Origin of the sequence: Cytobacillus citreus (assembly GCF_018343665.1) — a bacterium.
Lineage (GTDB): Bacteria > Bacillota > Bacilli > Bacillales > Cytobacillaceae > Cytobacillus > Cytobacillus citreus.
In genome coordinates, this window is sequence record NZ_JAGYPM010000006.1 from 1 (window position 1) to 21,607 (window position 21,607).

At 36.5% G+C, this 21,607-nt stretch carries 17 protein-coding genes, 1 rRNA gene and 1 other annotated feature; of the genes, 4 read left to right on the forward strand and 14 right to left on the reverse strand.

All coding sequences use genetic code 11. The annotated features are described in order from the left end of the window. Positions 1-21: 21 nt before the first annotated feature. Positions 22-1,572 (reverse strand): 16S ribosomal RNA (locus KHA94_RS21620). 655 nt (positions 1,573-2,227) lie between these two features. Then, positions 2,228-2,466: a binding site (T-box leader), on the forward strand. Between the two features lie 55 nt (positions 2,467-2,521). Between KHA94_RS21620 and ileS the strand changes: the two genes are divergently transcribed. Continuing rightward, positions 2,522-5,617, forward strand: a complete 3,096-nt coding sequence (gene ileS / locus KHA94_RS21625; RefSeq protein WP_213104198.1) for an isoleucine--tRNA ligase — start codon at positions 2,522-2,524, stop codon at positions 5,615-5,617. A 463-nt stretch (positions 5,618-6,080) separates the two neighbouring features. Here the strand turns inward: ileS and KHA94_RS21630 are convergent, their stop codons facing one another. Together KHA94_RS21630 and KHA94_RS21635 are read right to left on the reverse strand one after the other, a co-directional pair. Further along, on the reverse strand, positions 6,081-7,157 hold the full coding sequence (locus KHA94_RS21630) for a glycerophosphodiester phosphodiesterase (protein WP_213104199.1): 1,077 nt from the start codon (positions 7,155-7,157) through the stop codon (positions 6,081-6,083). A 717-nt stretch (positions 7,158-7,874) separates the two neighbouring features. Next, a complete protein-coding gene (locus KHA94_RS21635; RefSeq protein WP_213104200.1) occupies positions 7,875-8,429 on the reverse strand; it encodes a YdcF family protein in 555 nt (184 codons plus the stop codon). Between the two features lie 392 nt (positions 8,430-8,821). Between KHA94_RS21635 and KHA94_RS26080 the strand changes: the two genes are divergently transcribed. Next, positions 8,822-9,055, forward strand: coding sequence for a GNAT family N-acetyltransferase (locus KHA94_RS26080; protein WP_338030853.1), 234 nt, complete (start codon positions 8,822-8,824; stop codon positions 9,053-9,055). 633 nt (positions 9,056-9,688) lie between these two features. Here KHA94_RS26080 and KHA94_RS21645 read toward each other — a convergent pair. The 8 genes from KHA94_RS21645 to istA all read right to left on the reverse strand — a co-directional run bounded on the left by KHA94_RS21645 (position 9,689) and on the right by istA (position 16,749). Continuing rightward, complete coding sequence (locus KHA94_RS21645) at positions 9,689-10,207, reverse strand: DinB family protein (RefSeq protein WP_213104201.1); 519 nt, start codon at positions 10,205-10,207, stop codon at positions 9,689-9,691. A gap of 319 nt (positions 10,208-10,526) precedes the next feature. Then, positions 10,527-10,883, reverse strand: coding sequence for a glyoxalase superfamily protein (locus tag KHA94_RS21650; protein ID WP_213104202.1), 357 nt, complete (start codon positions 10,881-10,883; stop codon positions 10,527-10,529). 138 nt (positions 10,884-11,021) lie between these two features. Next, positions 11,022-11,630 carry a class I SAM-dependent methyltransferase gene (locus KHA94_RS21655; RefSeq protein WP_213104203.1) on the reverse strand — a complete coding sequence of 203 codons (609 nt, stop codon included), beginning with the start codon at positions 11,628-11,630 and terminating at the stop codon, positions 11,022-11,024. Between the two features lie 301 nt (positions 11,631-11,931). Then, positions 11,932-13,179, reverse strand: a complete 1,248-nt coding sequence (locus tag KHA94_RS21660) for an MFS transporter (RefSeq protein WP_213104204.1) — start codon at positions 13,177-13,179, stop codon at positions 11,932-11,934. Positions 13,180-13,196: 17 nt separating this feature from the next. Beyond that, positions 13,197-13,793, reverse strand: a complete 597-nt coding sequence (locus KHA94_RS21665) for an ArsR/SmtB family transcription factor (RefSeq protein WP_213104205.1) — start codon at positions 13,791-13,793, stop codon at positions 13,197-13,199. 174 nt (positions 13,794-13,967) lie between these two features. Then, entirely contained in the window at positions 13,968-14,333 is a 366-nt protein-coding gene (locus KHA94_RS21670) for a hypothetical protein (RefSeq protein ID WP_249365678.1), read from the reverse strand. Between the two features lie 68 nt (positions 14,334-14,401). Continuing rightward, a complete protein-coding gene (gene istB / locus KHA94_RS21675; RefSeq protein ID WP_213101845.1) occupies positions 14,402-15,166 on the reverse strand; it encodes an IS21-like element helper ATPase IstB in 765 nt (254 codons plus the stop codon). After that, positions 15,163-16,749, reverse strand: a complete 1,587-nt coding sequence (gene istA / locus KHA94_RS21680; RefSeq protein ID WP_213101846.1) for an IS21 family transposase — start codon at positions 16,747-16,749, stop codon at positions 15,163-15,165. The genes istB and istA overlap by 4 nt, the downstream gene beginning before the upstream one ends. 459 nt (positions 16,750-17,208) lie before the next feature. On the opposite strand from istA, the gene KHA94_RS21685 reads away from it, so the two are divergent. Beyond that, positions 17,209-17,679, forward strand: coding sequence for a hypothetical protein (locus KHA94_RS21685; protein ID WP_057776912.1), 471 nt, complete (start codon positions 17,209-17,211; stop codon positions 17,677-17,679). Between the two features lie 183 nt (positions 17,680-17,862). Here KHA94_RS21685 and KHA94_RS21690 read toward each other — a convergent pair whose 3' ends face one another. Both KHA94_RS21690 and blaOXA read right to left on the reverse strand, forming a co-directional pair. Beyond that, entirely contained in the window at positions 17,863-18,258 is a 396-nt protein-coding gene (locus tag KHA94_RS21690) for a hypothetical protein (protein WP_213104206.1), read from the reverse strand. A 56-nt stretch (positions 18,259-18,314) separates the two neighbouring features. Next, positions 18,315-19,070, reverse strand: coding sequence for a class D beta-lactamase (gene blaOXA, locus KHA94_RS21695; RefSeq protein ID WP_213104331.1), 756 nt, complete (start codon positions 19,068-19,070; stop codon positions 18,315-18,317). Positions 19,071-19,265: 195 nt separating this feature from the next. Between blaOXA and KHA94_RS21700 the strand changes: the two genes are divergently transcribed. Next, complete coding sequence (locus KHA94_RS21700; protein ID WP_213104207.1) at positions 19,266-20,633, forward strand: aminotransferase-like domain-containing protein; 1,368 nt, start codon at positions 19,266-19,268, stop codon at positions 20,631-20,633. A gap of 250 nt (positions 20,634-20,883) precedes the next feature. Here KHA94_RS21700 and KHA94_RS21705 read toward each other — a convergent pair whose 3' ends face one another. Further along, complete coding sequence (locus KHA94_RS21705) at positions 20,884-21,426, reverse strand: DUF5412 family protein (RefSeq protein WP_213104208.1); 543 nt, start codon at positions 21,424-21,426, stop codon at positions 20,884-20,886. Positions 21,427-21,607: the final 181 nt, after the last annotated feature.

Genomic DNA, 21,607 nt, shown 5'->3' on the forward strand with positions numbered 1-21,607 from the left:
AATACTTCTATATATCCTTAGAAAGGAGGTGATCCAGCCGCACCTTCCGATACGGCTACCTTGTTACGACTTCACCCCAATCATCTGTCCCACCTTAGGCGGCTGGCTCCTTACGGTTACCCCACCGACTTCGGGTGTTACAAACTCTCGTGGTGTGACGGGCGGTGTGTACAAGGCCCGGGAACGTATTCACCGCGGCATGCTGATCCGCGATTACTAGCGATTCCGGCTTCATGCAGGCGAGTTGCAGCCTGCAATCCGAACTGAGAATGGTTTTATGGGATTCGCTTAACCTCGCGGTCTCGCAGCCCTTTGTACCATCCATTGTAGCACGTGTGTAGCCCAGGTCATAAGGGGCATGATGATTTGACGTCATCCCCACCTTCCTCCGGTTTGTCACCGGCAGTCACCTTAGAGTGCCCAACTGAATGCTGGCAACTAAGATCAAGGGTTGCGCTCGTTGCGGGACTTAACCCAACATCTCACGACACGAGCTGACGACAACCATGCACCACCTGTCACTCTGTCCCCCGAAGGGGAACGCCCTATCTCTAGGGTTGGCAGAGGATGTCAAGACCTGGTAAGGTTCTTCGCGTTGCTTCGAATTAAACCACATGCTCCACCGCTTGTGCGGGCCCCCGTCAATTCCTTTGAGTTTCAGCCTTGCGGCCGTACTCCCCAGGCGGAGTGCTTAATGCGTTAGCTGCAGCACTAAGGGGCGGAAACCCCCTAACACTTAGCACTCATCGTTTACGGCGTGGACTACCAGGGTATCTAATCCTGTTCGCTCCCCACGCTTTCGCGCCTCAGTGTCAGTTACAGACCAGAAAGTCGCCTTCGCCACTGGTGTTCCTCCACATCTCTACGCATTTCACCGCTACACGTGGAATTCCACTTTCCTCTTCTGCACTCAAGTTCCCCAGTTTCCAATGACCCTCCACGGTTGAGCCGTGGGCTTTCACATCAGACTTAAGGAACCACCTGCGCGCGCTTTACGCCCAATAATTCCGGACAACGCTTGCCACCTACGTATTACCGCGGCTGCTGGCACGTAGTTAGCCGTGGCTTTCTGGTTAGGTACCGTCAAGGTACCGCCCTATTCGAACGGTACTTGTTCTTCCCTAACAACAGAGTTTTACGATCCGAAAACCTTCATCACTCACGCGGCGTTGCTCCGTCAGACTTTCGTCCATTGCGGAAGATTCCCTACTGCTGCCTCCCGTAGGAGTCTGGGCCGTGTCTCAGTCCCAGTGTGGCCGATCACCCTCTCAGGTCGGCTACGCATCGTTGCCTTGGTGAGCCGTTACCTCACCAACTAGCTAATGCGCCGCGGGCCCATCTGTAAGTGATAGCCGAAGCCATCTTTCAGCTTTCCTACATGTGTAGAAAAGAATTATCCGGTATTAGCTCCGGTTTCCCGAAGTTATCCCAGTCTTACAGGCAGGTTGCCCACGTGTTACTCACCCGTCCGCCGCTAACTTGCGAGAGCAAGCTCTCACAAGTCCGCTCGACTTGCATGTATTAGGCACGCCGCCAGCGTTCGTCCTGAGCCAGGATCAAACTCTCCAATAAAGAGTAAGATTAGCTCTTAATATAATAATAGAATTAACGTTGACGTTTCTGCTTTGTTTAGTTTTCAAAGAACTATTTTTTGAGGCGGAATATCAATATACCATCTCAATCTCAAAGTGTCAAATACTTTTTTAAAATAATTTCCGCTGTATTAACAACAGGATTATATCTTATCAAAGTATACTAGACATTGTCAACAACTAAAAGATAAATTTATAAAAAACTTTTCATTTACTATTTATCTATTAGCTGAGGATTATTATATTACTATTATTTTTTTAAAAAAGCAACACCCTGGCTAAAAATATTATCGTTTTTTTATTTTCATATAAATATATAGATATATTGAATAGGTATCTTCATAATGAGTCACTGATGCTGTAATAAAAAGCACGGGGGTTACAGGAAACCGATATAGAATATTTCCGAAGTGATTCCCATTGTAAATATAGTTCCATATGTCACAGATAAGCAAGGGAAATTTATTCTAATGAAGAACTGAAAAAATATCAGTTTCTTCCTTATACTTATTAAGATTTATTAATAATGAGAAAAGAACCACCTCAAAGGTGCTGTTTTAATCCCTTAAATCTTAATTCCAGAACTATTTGACAGCTATTTAATCGTCTGTTACAATAAATCCCAATAAAAGCATACAAATTCGTTGATGAGAAAAAGTAGCGTTTCGTCTTGATCCACAGAGAGCTGACATTTTGGTGCAAGTCAGTGTTCGAGTGTTACGTGAAAATCCTCTCTGAGAAGTTAGACTGAATCTTATAGTAAGTCTAATCGGGCGTCTACCGTTACAAGGAACACGTATGATTGTACGTTGCTAAGTGCTATTGATCGGATCAATAGAATTAGGGTGGTATCGCGGTTAACCCCGTCCCTTTACTTGGGACGGGGTTTTTTGTGTGTTTTTAAACATTTTTGTATAGGAGCGATATCTATGAATATGAATGAAAGTAAGGAAACTGTTACTCAGCGTGAAGAACATGTCCGTCACTATTGGACAGAAGAAAACACATTTAGACAGTCTGTTCAATCAAGAGAAGGCAAGACACCTTTTGTTTTTTATGAAGGACCACCAACAGCAAATGGTCTGCCCCATGTAGGTCATGCGTTTGGGCGAACGATTAAAGATGTGGTAGCTCGGTATAAAACAATGCAAGGCTTCCAAGTAGAAAGAAAGGCTGGTTGGGATACACATGGTCTTCCGGTGGAGCTTGGTGTTGAAAAACAACTGGGCATATCAGGAAAGCATGAGATTGAACGGTATGGCATCGAGTCTTTTATCAATAAATGTAAGGAAAGCGTATTTACCTACGAGAAAAAGTGGCGTTCATTTACAGAAGAATTAGGTTATTGGGTAGATATGGACAGTCCTTATATGACTTTAAGCAATGAATACATCGAGACTGTATGGAACATTTTAAGTAAAGTTCACAAAGATGGCCTCTTGTATAAAGGGCATCGCGTATCACCATATTGCCCTAGCTGTCAAACTTCTTTAAGCTCGCACGAGGTTGCCCAAGGCTATAAGGATGTAAAAGATTTATCGGCTACTGTAAAATTCAAGCGTCTTGATGCAGACGAAGAATATTTCTTAGGCTGGACAACAACACCTTGGACATTGCCTGCAAATGTTGCACTCGCCATGAATCCAACCTTAACGTATGTGCGTGCCCAAAAAGAGAATGTGGTTTACATCGTTGCTAAATCATTAGTAGAAAAAGTCCTTGGTGATCATGTTATCGTGTTAAGTGAACATAGTGGTATTGAATTTGAAGGAGTCCGTTATGCCCCACCATTTAATTATGTAACTGTTGAGAAAGGACACCAGGTCGTTTTAGCAGACTATGTCACAGAAGACAGCGGAACAGGGATTGTTCACATTGCTCCGGCTTACGGTGAAGATGATTATAAAACCGTTCAGCAAAATAATTTTTCCTTTATCAATGTTGTCGATCAACAAGGACGTTATACCGCTGACGTAGTAGAGCTTTCAGGTAGATTTGTGAAGGACTGTGACGTTGATATTATTAAAATGCTTTCTGAACAAGGCACGCTTTATCATAAAGAAAAATATGAGCACAGCTACCCACATTGTTGGAGATGTGACTCTCCGTTACTTTACTACGCAACGGATAGCTGGTTTATCAGGATGTCGTCTTTAAAGGAGAAAATGCTTGAGAACAATGCAACTGTTACTTGGTACCCAGAGCATATTAAAGATGGACGATTTGGTCACTTCCTTGAAAATCTCGTTGATTGGAATATAAGCAGAAATCGATACTGGGGTACACCTTTAAATGTTTGGGTTTGTTCTGAATGTGATCACGAAGAGGCACCTAGCAGTATCGAGGAATTACAAAAACTAGCGGCAAAGCCGGTATTAAACGATATCGAACTGCATAAGCCATATATTGACGAAGTACTATGTACCTGTCCGAAGTGTGAAGGTACTATGCAACGAACGCCTGAAGTTATTGATGTTTGGTTTGATAGTGGCTCGATGCCATTTGCACAGCATCACTATCCATTTGAAAACAAAGAAAAATTCGCTACACAATTCCCTGCAGATGTCGTCATTGAAGGAATTGACCAGACGAGAGGATTTTTCTACAGCCTACTCGCTGTTTCCACACTATTCTCAGGAAAAGCACCGTATAAAAACGTCTTATCACTCGGACATGTACTTGATGAACATGGTCAGAAAATGTCTAAAAGTAAAGGAAATGCATTGGATCCTATTGAACTTATGAAGGAATACGGTGCAGATGCTCTTCGCTGGTCCTTCTTAGTCGATAGCTCACCGTGGAATCCGAAACGGTTTTCAAAAAAGATTGTGCAGGATGCAAAATCAAAATTGATTGACACATTAGATAATACGTATAAGTTTTATGCCATGTATGCGAAAATAGATGGCTATGTATATGACGGGCAGCAAACAGGTCAGAGAACAATCTTAGATGAGTGGATTCTTTCTCGCCTGCATAGTACAGTCAAACTCGTTAATGACTATATGGAACGTTATCAATTTACCCAAGCAACACGCGAAATGGCAGTATTAGTTGATGAATTGAGCAATTGGTATGTTCGACGATCAAGAAATCGTTTTTGGGCATCTGGGCTTACAGAAGATAAACGAGCCGCTTATTCAACGCTATTTGAAGCACTTAGTACAATAAGCCGCTTGTTAGCTCCGTTTGTACCATTTGTATCAGAAGATATTCATTTGAAGCTTCATCAAGATAGCGTACACTTACAAGACTATCCAAAAGCAAATGCTTCCATGATCAAACCTGATTTAGAAGCAGACATGCAAACGATCCAAAAAATAGTGGAGCTTGGACGCAGCATTCGCAATGCCAAAAACATGAGGGTTAAGCAGCCTTTACAGCAAATGATTGTATGGCGTAAAGAAGGCAAACAGCTTTTACACGACTATACAGATATCATTAAAAACGAGCTAAATGTTAAAAATGTAGTTTATACAGAAGATTTATCACAATATGAATCGACTGTCTTTAAATTGAATTTCAAAACAGCCGGTGCTGTATTCGGTAAACAAATAAACGCAGTCAAACAATATGTCGATAATATACAGGATGCCGAGAAACGAGCGTTACTAGATGATGGCCAACTAGAAATAATTGTAGAGGGGCAAACGGTAACATTACTGAAAGAGCATATAAATGTGGAATATGTAGTCGCGACTGGCTTTGAGATGACTGGCGATCAGCAGTTAAAGGTGCTATTAGATGTAAAACTCACACCTCAACTAGTGGAGGAAGGTCAAGTTAGAGAATTAATTAGATCAATTCAAGATACTCGGAAAAAAAGAGATTTACCTGTCGAGAAGTATATATCGATCCATATTTCAGCCACAGATGAAATTAGAGAAAAAATTCAATTTTTTGAAGGACTAATTAAAGAAAATGTCCTTGTTCACAACATTAGCTTTGGAATGCAAGATGATTCCGAACAACACATTGAAGTAAAGTTTGGCGATGAGATCGTGAAGGTTTCATTGAGATATTAGACAGAAAAAGAAGCATTGCAAACAGTTATATTTTCAAAGCTGTTTGTAGTGCTTTTTTACACAAAGCCCGACATTCACTTCGAAGACTTGAAAACCTAGTCTACATTGTTTCGTTGCCAGAAGCCGAAGCATCTTGATCTAGTCTAAACTAGCTTTTTAATAGTTTACGAATCAGGCGATCTTTTTAAAAAAAATGAATGAGCTTCTTCTTATTTAGTATTCCATTTTTCCCTAACTACAGAAGTTAATTTTCATAGTAGTTGAATAACAGACTGAAGTCTTACAACATCAACAAGAAACTAAAAAAAGTCCTGTTTAAATTAATACAGGACTTTATTAAAAATTAGCAATCTTTTTATTAATTATTGAACTTTATTTAAGGTTATTAAACTTTATTTTAAAGCTACAATAGATAGTCCTTTACTAAAAATAGCTTTAAATTAAATTATTATTAATTTAATAATTAGTAAATCTTCTCACTCTTCGGTGCCTTATAGTCCTTAGGTAACTTGAATCCACGGACCTCCATGACCTCACGTAGACGGTCAGGATAGTTGGTAATGATTCCGTCGACTCCGTCGTCAATAAGCTTATTCATCGTTGGCATATCGTCGATTGTCCAGGGAATGACCTTCATACCAGCCTTGTGTGCATCCTCCACCATGTCCTTTGTTACATAACTTATGTAGTTATCGTCAGTGATTTTTCCATTTTGCGGGAAACCATGAACAGGAGAGATTGCATCCGCACCAAACGATTTGGCTGCTGCTACAAGGTCTCCATCAAAATCATCGATATCGATTCCACCCAACCATGGTGAAGCTCCTGGTTGCCCTGGCTCTAAGAATTGCGGACCATTGGTTAGTGCCACGATAGGTAAACTCGGCTCTACCTCTTTTATACGCATAAGCGTGCCCCAGTCGAAGCTTTGAATAGAAACGCGGTCAAGCATTCCCGCCTCGCGAATCTCGCATGTAACGATTTGCACGAACTCTTCACGTGGAGCAGTCTCCCATGGTGCAGCAGCCTCTACCTTCGTCTCAATATTCAGCCACACTTTTTTTGCCTTATAGTGCTTCACAAGGTCAAGAACCTCACTTAGCAACGGCATTTTAGCACCTGGGCTCGATTGCTGCTCTGGGTACTCAGGCTTGGTAATTGTGCCACAATCCATCGTACGGATCTGAGCAACTGTGAGGTCCTTTACAAACTTACCCACGTAGGGAAACTCTGGATCTCCAGTAAATGCCGGACGCGTATCCTTACAGTTTCTACCTGAGATTTTTCGATCATGCGTAACAACTGCCTGATGATCCTCCGTAATTTGTACGTCAAGCTCTAGTGTGCTTACACCCATTTCAAGCGCATGGGAGAACGATGCAATGGTCGACTCAACAGTTAGCCCCATTCCCCCGCGATGTGCCTGAAGGTCAAACGTCTTTGGACCAAAGCTGTCCGACTCATTATCAGCCAAAGCGGGCTGGGTTGAACACACCATAAGTGCAGCCATCGCTACGGCTAAAAACTTTTTCCTTTTCATCCTCTCCACTCCTTATAAATCTAGTATCTTTATAAGAATAGTTAAAAAGTGTAAATCCTTAATTAAATAGATGTTAAAATTGGATAAAGAAGAGATGATTGGAAATGAAATTAAACATTTTATTGAGATTATTAGAAAGATTTTAATAGATAGAGGTCTGTTTCACTTCAAACTTCACAATCTCAGATCTCCTTAAAAATACGATTTTATTTGGGAGTTTTCCTCAACAATCTGGCCAATACACGAAAAAGACGCATTTCTATATAAACGGCACGATTGTGAATAGCCGGTTTCTTTTATCAGGCAGATGAAGATGACACTTACAAAGCATCCTTTGTTTTTATTGGAAGCATTATATCCCAAAGACCAGTGCTTGCAGCTTGAGGTACTAACTTTTCCCCCCTCAATTAAGTATTCATTTATTAATCGTTTAAGCCACAATAAAGGTTACAAAATTTTACTTTCATTGGAATTAATATTCTATAGGATTCTGTACCTATATAAAAAGACCGTCCTTATGACGGCCTTTTTATATTTAAATGAACCTAATAAGCTACCCAGTGATTTTTCTACATACTTTAATAATTTCTTCATTATAAAAGGATTTTCCTCCCTTAGCTTAACTGCTCTGCTAATTGGACATGAAAATGCACCAAAAACGGTAGGCATGTCTTAAATTCTTGCACCAATTACTGATATCATAGACAAAATCCTAGTTTAATTAATCCAATTTGGAATATGGCGACCAAAGTATTTACCGATTTTCTCCACTTCAGTCATAATACGACTTATTCCAACCTCAGATAAAAACCAGTTTTCCTTGGTTATTCCATACCTATCGATTACGGGCGAAACGAAGAACTCCGTTTCTTTTGGGAATTCCGCTTGATAAGATAGTAATGCTCGACGGGCATGTCCTGCTTTACAGACAATTATAACTTTTCTAGGTTGTATTCCCATTTTTCGTAGAACTTCCAATGAAAAACGTGCATTTTCAAAAGTATTTTGCGCTTTATCTTCCTTTAATATTGCTTCTTCAGACACTCCATTTGCAATGCCAATCTTTTGTAAGTAATCCCATTCAGTCGTTCCAGCATATGGATTATATCCCCCAGATGGAAGTATGCACGGTGCTAATCCTTGTTTATACAAGAAAGCAGCTTTTTCCATAAGCTGAGGATGGTTAGCACCAGGAACTAAAATTACATCTGCTGGAGCAATTTCGGTTTCCACGAAAATAAAGTTGGTAATGCAATCGAATGGATAAGACATTGTTTATTCCTCCTTTCTCTTCGGGCTACTTTCGATACTATGGGACAGTAAGATGGTTATTGAAGATTATGAACTTTACTATCCATTTCCTCTAAAAATATTTATCTAGCGCAGGATTTCTAGAACAGTAAGAGAATTATTCATTATTATTATTTTATTTAGTTTCATTACAAAGGATTGGAGTAAAAACATGGTAGGGTTAGAAAAATCAAGCCAGAAATGACCTACAGCCTTAAATGTAGTGTTTTACGTCTTCACCTGACAGTTGAGGACTGCAAATATGATACAGATCATGAAGATAGTGTGGATCATTTTATCAAGGAAGGCTAATCAGTATTGCTTCCTTTTGCGTTGAAAAGAATCCTGATTTTACTATTAGAAAGCAATATCTCTTGCGGGGAATGGTAACCCTTGAAGAGTTTAGGAAATTAGGAACAGGGAGATTACTTGTTACCTTTGCCGAAAATTTGATAAAAGAACAGGGGTTTGACCTATTATGGTGCAAAGCAAGAACCACAGTACAAGAATACTATAATAAATTAGGTTTTAAAGTACATGGTGAAACCTTTGATTATCCTCCTATTGGTCCACATATTGTGATGTATAAAAATAAACATAAACACTAAGAGGTCAATCACCAACAGAGATTGACCTCTTTACCTTATTAAAACATCCTCACTACAATTACTATTTTAATTATAGTCAAATACACATAGCCGTTTTCCAACGGCTATACTATTAACTCAACTAGTTTTATAATATTTTTTCATTCTCAAATTGTCGTATTTTTAGAGGAAACTCTCAGGTGTTATTCAGAGAAATTAGATTTTATTAAGATAGGTGGGCAACTTCAAGGAAAAGAAGGTCAGCGTTAACAGAAGCAGCTCATTCAGTAAGAGGATCCATGCACTGTATAGGCCGTACTGCCTCACGAAAAGGCAAAAAACGTACTGGTATTGTAGTCGCTCATGCATGTTACGTATGTCTTATTATCTATTAACCCGAAAAGAAATGTATGTAGACTTAGGCGAAACAAACCCAACCCTCCCTACTTTAATAAAGCTACCGTTAGAAGGATATACGTATAATTGGGAATAAAGTTCCTTTTTTACAAAAAATCCCTCACTCGTTACTTAAATATGATTGACACTAGTTTTACCGGACCATTGTAGATGACCGCCTAATCCGAGTGTGTGCCAGGGTTATTGAGTGATCGGGAATCCAGTAATTAAGTTAATCGTATGTTGTTAATGGCACCATTAAATCAGCAAGTTATCTAAAAGTAATTTTATCTCTTTTATTTGTTCTATGTGCCGCTGTTCATGAAAATATATCAGGTCAATCCATTGATCAAGAAGTAATTCACCTAAAGCAGGATGCTTCACTGATTTTTCCGCCAATATGGATTTATCTTCTATAGTGCTAAGAAAAGTCATCAATTTTTTTCTCGAATCGTTTAACAAATCAATTATTTGCTGAACTTCAAATGGTTCTACATCTGGTTCTACGATTTTTGGAGCTTTAATCTTTTTCGTTCTATCCAAATATATAAGTTGAACGTTTTTACGTTCTTTTTGAGTACTATCAATCTCTTTTAATCCCCATGCAATGGCCTTTATTGATGCCTCTTCCACTAAAACTAAATGATGGCAAACTTGTGCTATACTCCACATATTCATATCAGGCTTACTATTAAATTGAGCATCACTTAATATAGTAATCTCCTTTAGTAAGTTATTTCTCGTTTCATACAGATTGTCATTTACTAATTTATTCATGAGATTTCCCCCTTTACCAGAAAATGCATAGTTAGATCCCTATTATGTATATATTCTCTACGATGAAAAGTATTCTCCTGAGCTTTCTTTCATATATTTAAGTTTAGTAGCTGATTGATCTTCTTCATTTAGAATTTATCCGAACTAGAGTTGTAGTAGAAAGAAAGGTACTGCCAACGGCTCGTGCCATTCCTTAGCTTTAGCTAATACTTGAGCATCTAACCGCCCGCAGCAGGTTCCGTTAGTCAACATGAAAGAAATGAATTCGTTGACCTCATTAATTAAGCCTGTTGGCCCCCCCTTAGTCCAATCAGATTGTTTATAAACGAGTACAAATGCGTAATTGATTTCCGTCAGGGTCTACGACTGTCATCATGCGAAGCCCTTCAAGATCTTCATTTGGAGGCTCAGTAATACTGATATCTTTTTTACTCTTTAATTCGTTGTACCAGTTATCAACATTAGGAACAAATAAGTGATTTAATCCACCAACCTGGCAGTCTCCAGTATGTTCAGTTAAATAAATAGTCAAATCATCCTTAGTGATTTGAACAAAAACAGGAAAATGAGGTTCAAACCGATGCTCCCAGTCGATTTGAAAGCCCATTCCTTCCACATAAAACGCCTTACTCCTTGTATAATCAGTAATGCGGAATGCAGGAATCACTTTTTGCATATTGACACCCTCCATAATTAGTTATTCCTATTATTTTCAACAAGCCGTTTATAAGGTCCTACACCGTTACTTCAAAAACAAAAAACAATCCTTCGCTTTTGAAGTATCGCCCCCATTCGCTTAATTAGAATCGAACTGTTACTTAGAGGGTCTTGCACGTATTAAATAGATGATATCTGACCAATAACGTTCGATATGATCGACCTGAAGATTAGATTTTTCAATTATCTTATCGATATTTCTGTTACAATGACACCCAGATATTTTAGCATATAGTGGGTCAATCATTTTTTGAGTAAAGGATAGCAATGGATTAGAGCTCAGACCATGTTCCATTAACAATATGATCCCATCCTTACGGCACCAACTATTAAATTTACTTAATGTTACAATTGGTTCAGGATAACTGCAAAGTGAAAGGGTTGATACGATACAGTCAAAAGAGTTGTGTTCTAAAATCAACTCATCAATATCTTCCTGTATAAACTCTGCTTTCACTTGAAAAATTGATGCTGCCCTTTTGGCACTCTTAATCATCTCTGAGCTAAAATCAACTCCTGTTATTTCAACATTATTCCTATCATAATAAGGAAAGTTCGCTCCAGCTCCAACTCCGACCTCTAAGACTTTTCCGTATGCGTTTTTTATTATTTTATTTCTCAATCCAGCAAGCTTTTGATTAGCAAGATTATTTTCATACATTTTTACCTGTTTATCATATTTTTTAATTAGCTTTTCTTTTTTCATTTGCTCACTTCCTGAAAGATTGATTTAGACTTTAAATAATCATTTTCTTCATTTGGGGCTTTACCATGTACATAAGATAATCTCAATATTATTCATATGGTAATGGAATTGTTATTCAACCTGCTTCTGTAGTTAATAAGATGGGACTATTCTTTCTTGAAAGAAAGCCCCCTATTGTTTAAGCACAAACCTAGCTGGAAATACAAAACTCATATCATTTATTACAGAAATGCCGTCACTTTAATCTAACAAAAAAGCAGCAGATCAAAACCCCATATAGCTTAATATAAAATTTCAGGTACTATATTTCTTCTTTAATAACATTCGATTTTGCAAGAAATACAAAAGATATTATAGTAATTCCTATACCACAGATCATCATTATATGCGATATACCAAAATTAAAAACCAGAGCTATAGAAACGAAGGCATAAGATAAAGGAACCAGCCCATTAGAGAAGGCACTTACAAGACTCATAACCCTTCCAATTTTATCTTTCTGACTTTTTTCTTGTATAGAAGTTACTAACATCACATTAATAAAAGATGAAAGAGAACCCATTAGAATTAATAAAAGCACTCCCTGCCAGATTTTTTCTATTTGCCCTAGAAACGTAAGTAGTATACCTAATGTACTTATCATTAATAGTATAGCTAACCCCTTTTTTTTCTTAATCGTTAATACTCCTATCATTAATGCTCCTGCAAGCATACCAACTTGGTATGAGCTTTGAAGGAAGCTCAAATCTAAAGCACTTCCCTGAATTACCTTATCTACAACAAGAGGAATACCCATTAATAAAGGACCAAAGAATAAAAAATTGATAATAACCAGAATTATTAACATACTTTTTAGAGATTGCATACTTCTTACATATGTAATTCCTTCTTTTAGCTCTGAGATGGTTGACTTATTTTTTAGTTTTATATTTTCTTTTTCGTTTATAAATAGAGAGAAAAGAAAAGTCATAAAGAGTAAAAGTGCTACGAATAAAAACAAATGGATAAAAGATCCTACTGCAAGAATTAACCCTCCAATCATTGGACCGGAAACCATTGCTATTTGATTTGAACTCTGTATCAATGAATTGGCTCGTATCAGCCCTTCTTTTGGAACCAAAATTGGAAGTAATGATGTGTTAGCGGGAGAGAAGAAGGCATCAAGGATACCAAATATTAATGCAAAACCTACCAATGGCCAAATTTCTAACCAACTCATTCCAAGGAAGAAAATCATGATAAGTACTATTAAGAATCTTATCAAGCTTGAAATAAACATAATTTGTGACTTTTTTAATCTATCAGCCCAAACACCACCAATAATCATAAAAAGGACTCTTGGAATCATAGTTGCCATCATTACAATTCCAAGTGAAGCTTCTTTATTCAATTCGGTAATGATATACCACTGTTCTGCAAATAAATATGTGGATAATGACAGAAAAGATGCTGTGCTAGATAACCATAAGAGAATAAATGATCGATTTCTTAACAATTCTACAAAATTAAACTTGTGATTAGATGCATCTAACACTTGTTGGTTTTCCAATTAGATTCCCCCATTAACTATTTGTTGTTTTTGTTAAATAGTGGTTCCTCTATCTGGAAGGCTGTTGTCATTATGTAATAAAGCTGTTTATCTTCATCATCAGAATCATCATCTAATAGTGAATCTAATAAATTTCTATATTGACGAGTAAACTTTAAAAATTTTTCTTTACTTAAAGAGAATTCTTTTTGGATAGACATATTTAACCATTCTTCTACATTAGATGAGTTTAATTCAAATGACTCCTCGGGAGCTGTTAACACTCTTGTTTTAGCTCTGTTTATGACCTCTAAAAATGATTGTCTAGTTGCCTCTTTTGATTCGACGTAATTAAGTAAATGATCAGCTGGAATAAAGCCTCTTGCCACTGCTTGATAATATTTTAGGATATTTCCTCCCCTTTCTTCTTTTTTCACCAGCTTTATTATCCCGTGTTTTTCTAATTCCCTTAGATGATAAAGGATTTTAGCTCTAGAAAGATTTAATTCATTTGCAAGCATATGTCCGGTATGAGGTTGTTCTACTAAAAAAATTAGCATTTTTGTTCTAAGAGGATCACTTATCGCTTTTAATTGGTCGTATGTTTCAATAATTAATATTGGTTTTTGATTCATTATACATTCTCCTTTTTAACCGGTTAAATTTATTTAACTGTATTGTATATTTTAATTTGAAATATGTAAATATATAACAGGATTTTTCCGAAAAATTATTTTGTGTTAAAAATATGCTCCCATAGATTAGGTATCGCCAAATATTTCTGGTCAGCCTTTAGCTTAACAGTAAAATTACTTCTCGCCATATTTTCCCTCCCTTATTACTTTTCTATATTTCCCACCCTCTTCTTGAATAGCTATTGCTTCTTCAGTATTTATTCCTTTTATAGCGAAGTATTTTGTACCTTTTTCATATACATTAGAGAAGTTTCCAGAGTATGTGCCCTCTATATCTGAATACTTTGTTACTTCTCCAATTTCTCCATCTATTTCATCTACATATTCATCAGTTAAATGATAAATATAACCGTCCCAAACAACAAATGAAGCAGACCAATCTGCTGATGAATTTTCAGAACTGCTATTGTTACAACCAGAAAGAACAAATATAAAAAAAACACAAATTATTGCAGTAAATATACATTTTTTTATTCTCAAAAGCACTCCTCCTTTCCTTATTAGACGCTTGTTGTGACCGTCAAGTAAAATTGAACACATTTTGCTAATTAATTTTGAACACTTTCACTTCCAAAAATGGAAGTTCGGTGCTTCATTCGGTAGCTATCATTATTTAAGTGAATAACTTCTGCTCGATGAATGATTCTATCCAAAATGGCAGTGGTAATACTTGCATCACCCATTAACTCTCCCCAATCACTAGGTGACTTATTTGAAGTAAGAATGATCGAAGCGTTGTTATATAAGTCGTTAATAAGATGGAAAAACAGATTCGCTTCGCGCTGATCCATCGCCATAAACATCAGATCATCTATCACAACTAAGTCTGAACTTCGAATCCTTTTCATCCTTGTCTGTGATTTACGAGTAATTTCTTCTGTTTTTAATGTGTGTATCAACTCTCCCATTGAAGTAAATACAACTTTAAAACCTTGTTTTATTGCCTCTATACCTAACCCAATTGCCAGGTGGGTTTTCCCCGCACCTGGCGGTCCAAGTAATATGATATTAAATAATTGTTCAATCCAAGTTAACTCTTTAAGTTGATTAAGTTGCTTTTTACTTAATGATTCCTGTTCACCTAGATTAAAGTCATTCAGTGTTTTATGATACGGAAACGTAGCCCATTTAAGGCGTTTTTCTATTTGTTTTTCTTCCCGACGTTTTTGCTCATACGTTAATATTTCTAAAAGAAAAGTAGTATAAGAATCTTCGTTTGTTTCTGCTGCTTTGATTAGTTTAGATATTTCATTGGATGTTTCCGTTAAACGCAATGTTTTTAATAACTGTTGTACCTGGTATAGCTGGCTCACCGTATTTCACCAGCCAATACTGAAACATATCCATCCATTCCTCGTGTTCCCGGCTTCGTTAACATTTTCGATTCATGAAAGCCATGGAGTGTTTTTATTGTTTCATCATTATCAGTAGGTGCTGTACTGTTCACTTGTCGTTGACGGTCTAGGTACCGAACCATATCGATAAAATCTGTTGCACAAAATAGTTTCTGATTCACACATTCTTTAAGTGCTTCATTTAATAAGGTATTTTCGTACTTCTTTATCTCTCTAGATATGAGTTGAAGCTGATCCCTAATGTAACGTGGGTATGCATTTTTTACTGACTCTAGAAAGGAAAGTGCGATATCGAGATTATCAAATTGTTCTGCGACTGTTTGAATATATACGTCTATTCCTTTTGTTCGATCTCGAGTATGTTGCCTGTCTTGAATCAGTTTACCTTTTTCTTGAGAAACACTATGCTTGGCCACTAATTCCCCAGTTTCAGGATCGCAGATTACTAAATAACCGTCGTCTGTCTCAGAAATTGCTACTTGTGGGTACTTTCCAAATGTTCCGAGAGGTACGGAATAGCGATTAGAGTTATACCGAATCGTATTGTCCTTTCGAACGGTTCTTGTTATACTAGAGTCGAATTGGTTTTTACTATCGATAGGGAATCTATTGGTAGATTCAGAGATGGGTCGTAAGTGTTGCTTTTCGAGGAGAAACACATCGACTGGTCTCTTTTTTGTTGTATTATGAATCTTATAGTTCCCTGTACGCTTAAGCCATGCCATTCCTTCTTCGTTCCACTTATCGATACCACGATAGATACGGTGTTTGGCAAAGTTATCTTTTACATAACCAACTACATTTTCTATTTTGCCTTTACTTTCTGGATCTGCTTTTCTACATACCCAAATCGTTAATTTACGTTCTTCTCTGTATGCTTGAAACTCTCTGGTAAGAATTAAATCCCCTCCATTTTCACTAACAACGATGAGTGCATCTTGGTCGTATACTAGTTCACTAGGAATACCTCCAAAGTATTGAAACGCATTTTCGTGAGCTCGTATAACGTCAGTAGTAGTGAAAGGTCTATCAAGCCACTCTTTGTACTTGTACCTTGAATGAGAAAGGACAAATGCTATAAAACGAAGTTTTACTTCCTTGCCACTCTCTGTACGCTGGACGGTTTGTCCAAAATCTACTTGTATTTGCTCTCCCATTGGTGGGTCAGGAACTGCCTCATATTCTCGGGGGCTAGCTTCTTTAGAAATATTATATTCTTTACGCAATTCCCTTACATATGCTCTGACTGTGCTCTCGGCAATATCTGTTACTTGCCGTTTTTCTTGTAACCAATCAAAAACTTGTGCAGCCGTCATATCAGGATAATTATACAACCATGAGAGTATCTTTCCCTTGTGAGTATCTAGCTTTTTCTTCCTGCTTTGTTGTTGAACAACCCACTCACTCATTTCCCCAGGAGACCTTTCTAAATAACGATAAACCGTCGTTCTAGAAACACCTAATTTCTTTGCAATTTTAGCCTTACTAAAGCCTCTCTTTAACAACTGATGAATTTCCATATACATTTGCCACTTATCCACCTTTTACTCCTCCACACTGATGTAAATTTCAAGATTCTATCATTTATCATACAGTGTCAGAGAACTATTTTTAATAATCGGGAGAGAAGGGACCATTTTCCATTGGAGGATCGTCCATAGGCCATCCCCAAATGAAAACCCAACACCCCCACTGGAAAATAAGTGTTCATTCTTATCTAGCAGAAACTGTCTACTTTAGTTTATCAGTCACACTTGTGTCAATATAAGGTTTCTTTATTGTTTCTTAGACTAAATGTTTACGCTAGTTCAATAAAAAAATATTTATTTCTGCAGAAAAAAATAAGAGGGCTTATATATCAAGCGTTTTGAAGGGAACTGGAAAATTTATGTTAAAACGAATTTATAGATTGTGAATGGCTATACTTAGACTAACTAGGAGCTAACCTTCGTTGACATACATTTTTGTTAAGAAAATATTCTTAATTCGGGGGATGGGATATGAAGAAAACTTTTATTATTATTTCAGTTATAATTTGTGGTATTTTCTTATTTTTAGATTGGAATTATGTTGATGATGATGTCCGACATATTCTTTTTGAAAAGGAAAGGCCATGGCAGGATAAAGAATTTGAACAAGTTAAAGAAGTGTATGTAACGATAGATGGGGTAGAAACATTATTAACGGAAAATGCTCAGGAGATTCAAGCACTTTTGCAAGATTTAAAATACAAAATGGCAACTAATCAGTATTGGCTCGTAAAGTGGAAGAACGGAGATTTTATTCCTTTTAATGAAGGAGGATGGGAACTTCGATTCAAAACAGATGAATATGATGACTTGAACGCATCATCCGTAAAATATTCACCAAAAGGGGATGTGATTACTTTTAATATGTTCTTTGGAGAAGTTGCTACACTAGACTCAAGCGAAATATTAAAGGATTTATTAAGAGCTAAAAAACTTTTATAGTATCTCAAGGCACTAACGAAGAGCTTTATTTGAAGAACAAAAATTAAATACGATAAAAAAAACGCCTGGAGATGAAATCCCCCAACGTTTTTATGAGCTAAATTGACTGTTAATTATTGGGTTATCCATACTGCTTTTTGATAAAGGTGACCTTAACATATAAGGATAATTTCAATATTATTTCTATCTTTTTTTATATGCCATATACCCTAAACATATATATAGAAATCCAATAAATAAAATAAAAATTTCAATTTTTAATCCTATTGCCCCCAAAACTACAAAAAACGTGATTATAAAACAAATCCCAATAAGTACAATTAATCCAATATAGATAATGCTCCATGTTTTATTTTTAAGTCTAAACGAGCCAATGAATGTAATGAGACCAATAGAAAATATCATGACAAAGATAGGAAAAACAGAGGAGTATTGAGTGGTAGAAGTACTGTTCTCACTACTCCATTCGTTTGATAATCCTATACCAATTAAAGCTAATGAACCAAAAATAATTGCCAAAATAGTCATTACTATTCCAACCAAACTGGCTAAAACCTTTGTATAAAAGTACTCTTTCATAAATTCACCTTATTTCTAAATAACTTTTATAAAAAAAATACTTTTGACTACTAGATCTAGTTCATAATATGCATTTTCTTTAATACTTCGATTGTAATATTTTTTGCTTCTGTTCCAGATCCATTAAGATTTACTGCAAATACCCAGGTTTCTTTATCTGTTTCGATATATCCTATGTACCATCCTAATCCCATATCCGAAAGCCTTGTTCCTGTTTTCCCATGAAGCGTATAATTGTCTTGTTCATCTTGTATCATCATTCGTTTTACAACTTTTTGGTTTTTTTCTTTAAAAGGGAGCTCTTCTTCTACAAGGTCTTCCAAGAAATCAACTTGTTCCACTGCTGAAATCTTTAATGTACTATCGAGCCAGAATCTATCAATTCCCCCTGATATATCTCCGTTTCCATACCCCATTTGGTTCATATATTCCAGCATCTTCATTTCACCTATATCCCTTGCCATATCCTGATAAAACCATATAGCTGACTCCCCCATCGCTGAAGCTAATGAATGATCACGATTCCAACTTTCAAATTCCCTTACAACACCATCCCAACGTTTTACTTCATACTCGTCTCTTAAAGCACTAGTTTCTAACCCTATTAAAGAATTAGGTACTTTAAATGTTGATTCTGGTGTAAACCTTTTTGTGCTTCTTTCACTGTTATATACATATAGGCTATCATTTTTTAAATTCTTAAGAACCATTGTTCCTTCTTTACCATTAAACAACCCTTCATTTTCTAGTTTCATTGTTTTTTGCACTTTTGCTTCAGTTACTGTTGATAGACATGTAAAAACCAAAATCATTGGAATTAAAAAGAATGCTGCTAAGTTAAAGAGCTTTTTTGTTGAACCATTTTTATATTTGTACATTTTCTTAGCCTCCTTTATTGATGAAGAGAATTTACTCTTCTGTTAATTTATACTATATGGAACTTTTATTTTATGGAAGATGATAAAATTGTCATCTGTACCTATACAGATATAATGTGAGGGTTACTTATGGAGAGAAAGTATGAAGAAATAATAAATTATATACTTGGTCAAAAATCGGATGGACATCTTAAGCCTGGCGAAAAGTTACCTTCAATCCGAGCACTTTCAAAAACCTTTGGTTGCAGTATAAACACGATTGTAAAAGCCTACAGTGAAATGGAAAAAGAACACAAAATCTATTCGGTTCCTAAAAGTGGATATTTTCTTGTAGGTACCCGTAATGTGGAACCTAATCTAACTGAAGAATTAATTGATTTTTCATCCGCAGGACCTGACAGATGGAATATGCCTTATCGTGATTATCAGCATTGTATGAATCAGGCAATCGATCTGTATAAAGAAGAGATGTTTCAATACTCAGAACCTCTTGGTCTAACGTCACTCCGTCTTCAGCTTTCAAAGCAACTACAGGAACTTCAAGTTTTTGCATCACCAGATAGGATTGGTGTAGTCTCTGGCTCACAGCAGGCACTAGATATTCTAATATCTCTGCCCTTTCCAAATGGGAAAGAGGAAATCTGTGTTGAGCAACCAACCCATTTTAGTTTTATTGATTCCATTCGCTCCCGTGGATTGAATGCAATCGGAATAGAAATGACAAAGGATGGAATTAGCCTTACAGAATTAGAAAAGATTTTTAAACAAAGGAAAATTAAATTTTTCTATACCGTTTCAAGATTCCAGAATCCTACGGGATATAGTTATACGAATAAGGAAAAGAAGAAAATCGTGGAGCTGGCACAAAAGTACAATGTATATATTATTGAGGATGATTATATGGGAGATCTAGATACAAGGAAAAAGGCTGATCCTATGTTTGCATATGATCCTTCAGGGAGAGTAATATACACAAAAAGTTTTTCGAAAGTCTTATTGCCAGGCTTACGGCTCGGGGCAGTAGTACTGCCAGATTCGCTTTTAGGATCTTTTACCCAAGCAAAATTTGCAGCAGATGTTCATACCCCTGTTATAACTCAAGGAGCCTTGGAAATTTATCTGCAAAGCGGCATGTATAACGCACATATACAAGGCCTTAGAAAAATTTATAGTAAAAAAGGGAAAATTCTTAAACAGGCTTTTCATAAATATCTTCCAAGAAATGTTTCATATACTGGTGCCGAATCTGGATTTTATTCAACCATTCAGTTGCCCTCCAATATTAAGGCAGCTCATCTCGTAAATGGCCTTAAGAAAAAGAATGTTCTTATCCAAGATGCGACCGGTATGTATCTACCCTTATATAAAAAGGAAAATGTTATCCGTTTGAGTGTTTCCCAGGTTGAAGATAAAAAAATTGAAGAAGGAATTAGAAAACTTGGGGAAGAGATCGTTTTATTATTAGGAAAAGATAATTTGAGAGTAAGTTTGTCCTAAATTATTAGTAATAGACCACTTTTTACTAAATTTCATAGAAATGCGGTCTATTTATACGCTTTTTAATAAGAAAAAAAGCTGCCGAAGCAACCTAAAAATTTTAGAATTAATGCACAGCCAGTTACAATAATCCTTATTCAAGTAAACTGCTCTTCAGCTTAAAAAGCAAAAACCACTTAATAGTGGCTGCTTCTTTAACTCTTGCACCCATTACTTTGAGTAGATAGTTTCACATATCAACCTCTCAACGTTAATACTGATATCCATAAGTGTCCCCTTCATCTAAATTGAAGATGTGATTATTTATTGACACTGTATTATTGTTTTCCCATTCAATCTCTACATTTTCCGTTCTTTTTTCGTAATAAATCCTTTTCTTGAACCAAAATGGTCCATTTAACTCTCCTCTAATTCCAAATGAACCCGCTGCACCAGCATCCCAACGATAGAAATCAATCGTATATTTTCCATCTGGAGAACTTATTGTTTCTAGGTGAGAATTCGCTCCGAAATAAGAGCCTAGTAACGTTAATAGTACAGCTAACAATAAGATAATTGATAATAATAATGACAATATCACCGTTAACCAACTTCTTAATTTTGTCCACCAGTTCCTTTTGTCTTTAAAGCCTTTTATCCCTAAAATGAAGGCAATTACACTTACTAACAAAAGAATATAGTTTGGCGGAGCAATTAACCAAGTATTATTAATATTGGAAAATAACGAATAGACGGATACTCCTATACAAATCCATATTAAATAAAATGACCATAAATTATTTTTTATTTCCAAACTATCTCTCCCCTGATTTTTGTAATTCCACTATACTGCTTCGTTAGTAAAAAAGCGACCGCTCTTATTTAGCAATCGCTCCCGTTTTGTCGAATAAGACAAGATATAAAATCTACTGTCCTTTGTTCAAAATACCAAGTGTCCTTAATATTTATTGAAGTTATTAAATTTCAGTTTTCGA

What these genes read in the sequence shown, in the direction of transcription:
- ileS (WP_213104198.1), top strand. Translation starts at nt 2,522, where the DNA reads ATGAATATGAATGAAAGTAAGGAAACTGTTACTCAGCGTGAAGAACAT.
- KHA94_RS21630 (WP_213104199.1), bottom strand. Translation starts at nt 7,157, where the DNA reads ATGAAAAGGAAAAAGTTTTTAGCCGTAGCGATGGCTGCACTTATGGTG.
- KHA94_RS21635 (WP_213104200.1), bottom strand. Translation starts at nt 8,429, where the DNA reads ATGTCTTATCCATTCGATTGCATTACCAACTTTATTTTCGTGGAAACC.
- KHA94_RS21645 (WP_213104201.1), bottom strand. Translation starts at nt 10,207, where the DNA reads ATGAATAAATTAGTAAATGACAATCTGTATGAAACGAGAAATAACTTA.
- KHA94_RS21650 (WP_213104202.1), bottom strand. Translation starts at nt 10,883, where the DNA reads ATGCAAAAAGTGATTCCTGCATTCCGCATTACTGATTATACAAGGAGT.
- KHA94_RS21655 (WP_213104203.1), bottom strand. Translation starts at nt 11,630, where the DNA reads ATGAAAAAAGAAAAGCTAATTAAAAAATATGATAAACAGGTAAAAATG.
- KHA94_RS21665 (WP_213104205.1), bottom strand. Translation starts at nt 13,793, where the DNA reads ATGAATCAAAAACCAATATTAATTATTGAAACATACGACCAATTAAAA.
- KHA94_RS21685 (WP_057776912.1), top strand. Translation starts at nt 17,209, where the DNA reads ATGAAGAAAACTTTTATTATTATTTCAGTTATAATTTGTGGTATTTTC.
- KHA94_RS21690 (WP_213104206.1), bottom strand. Translation starts at nt 18,258, where the DNA reads ATGAAAGAGTACTTTTATACAAAGGTTTTAGCCAGTTTGGTTGGAATA.
- blaOXA (WP_213104331.1), bottom strand. Translation starts at nt 19,070, where the DNA reads ATGATTTTGGTTTTTACATGTCTATCAACAGTAACTGAAGCAAAAGTG.
- KHA94_RS21700 (WP_213104207.1), top strand. Translation starts at nt 19,266, where the DNA reads ATGGAGAGAAAGTATGAAGAAATAATAAATTATATACTTGGTCAAAAA.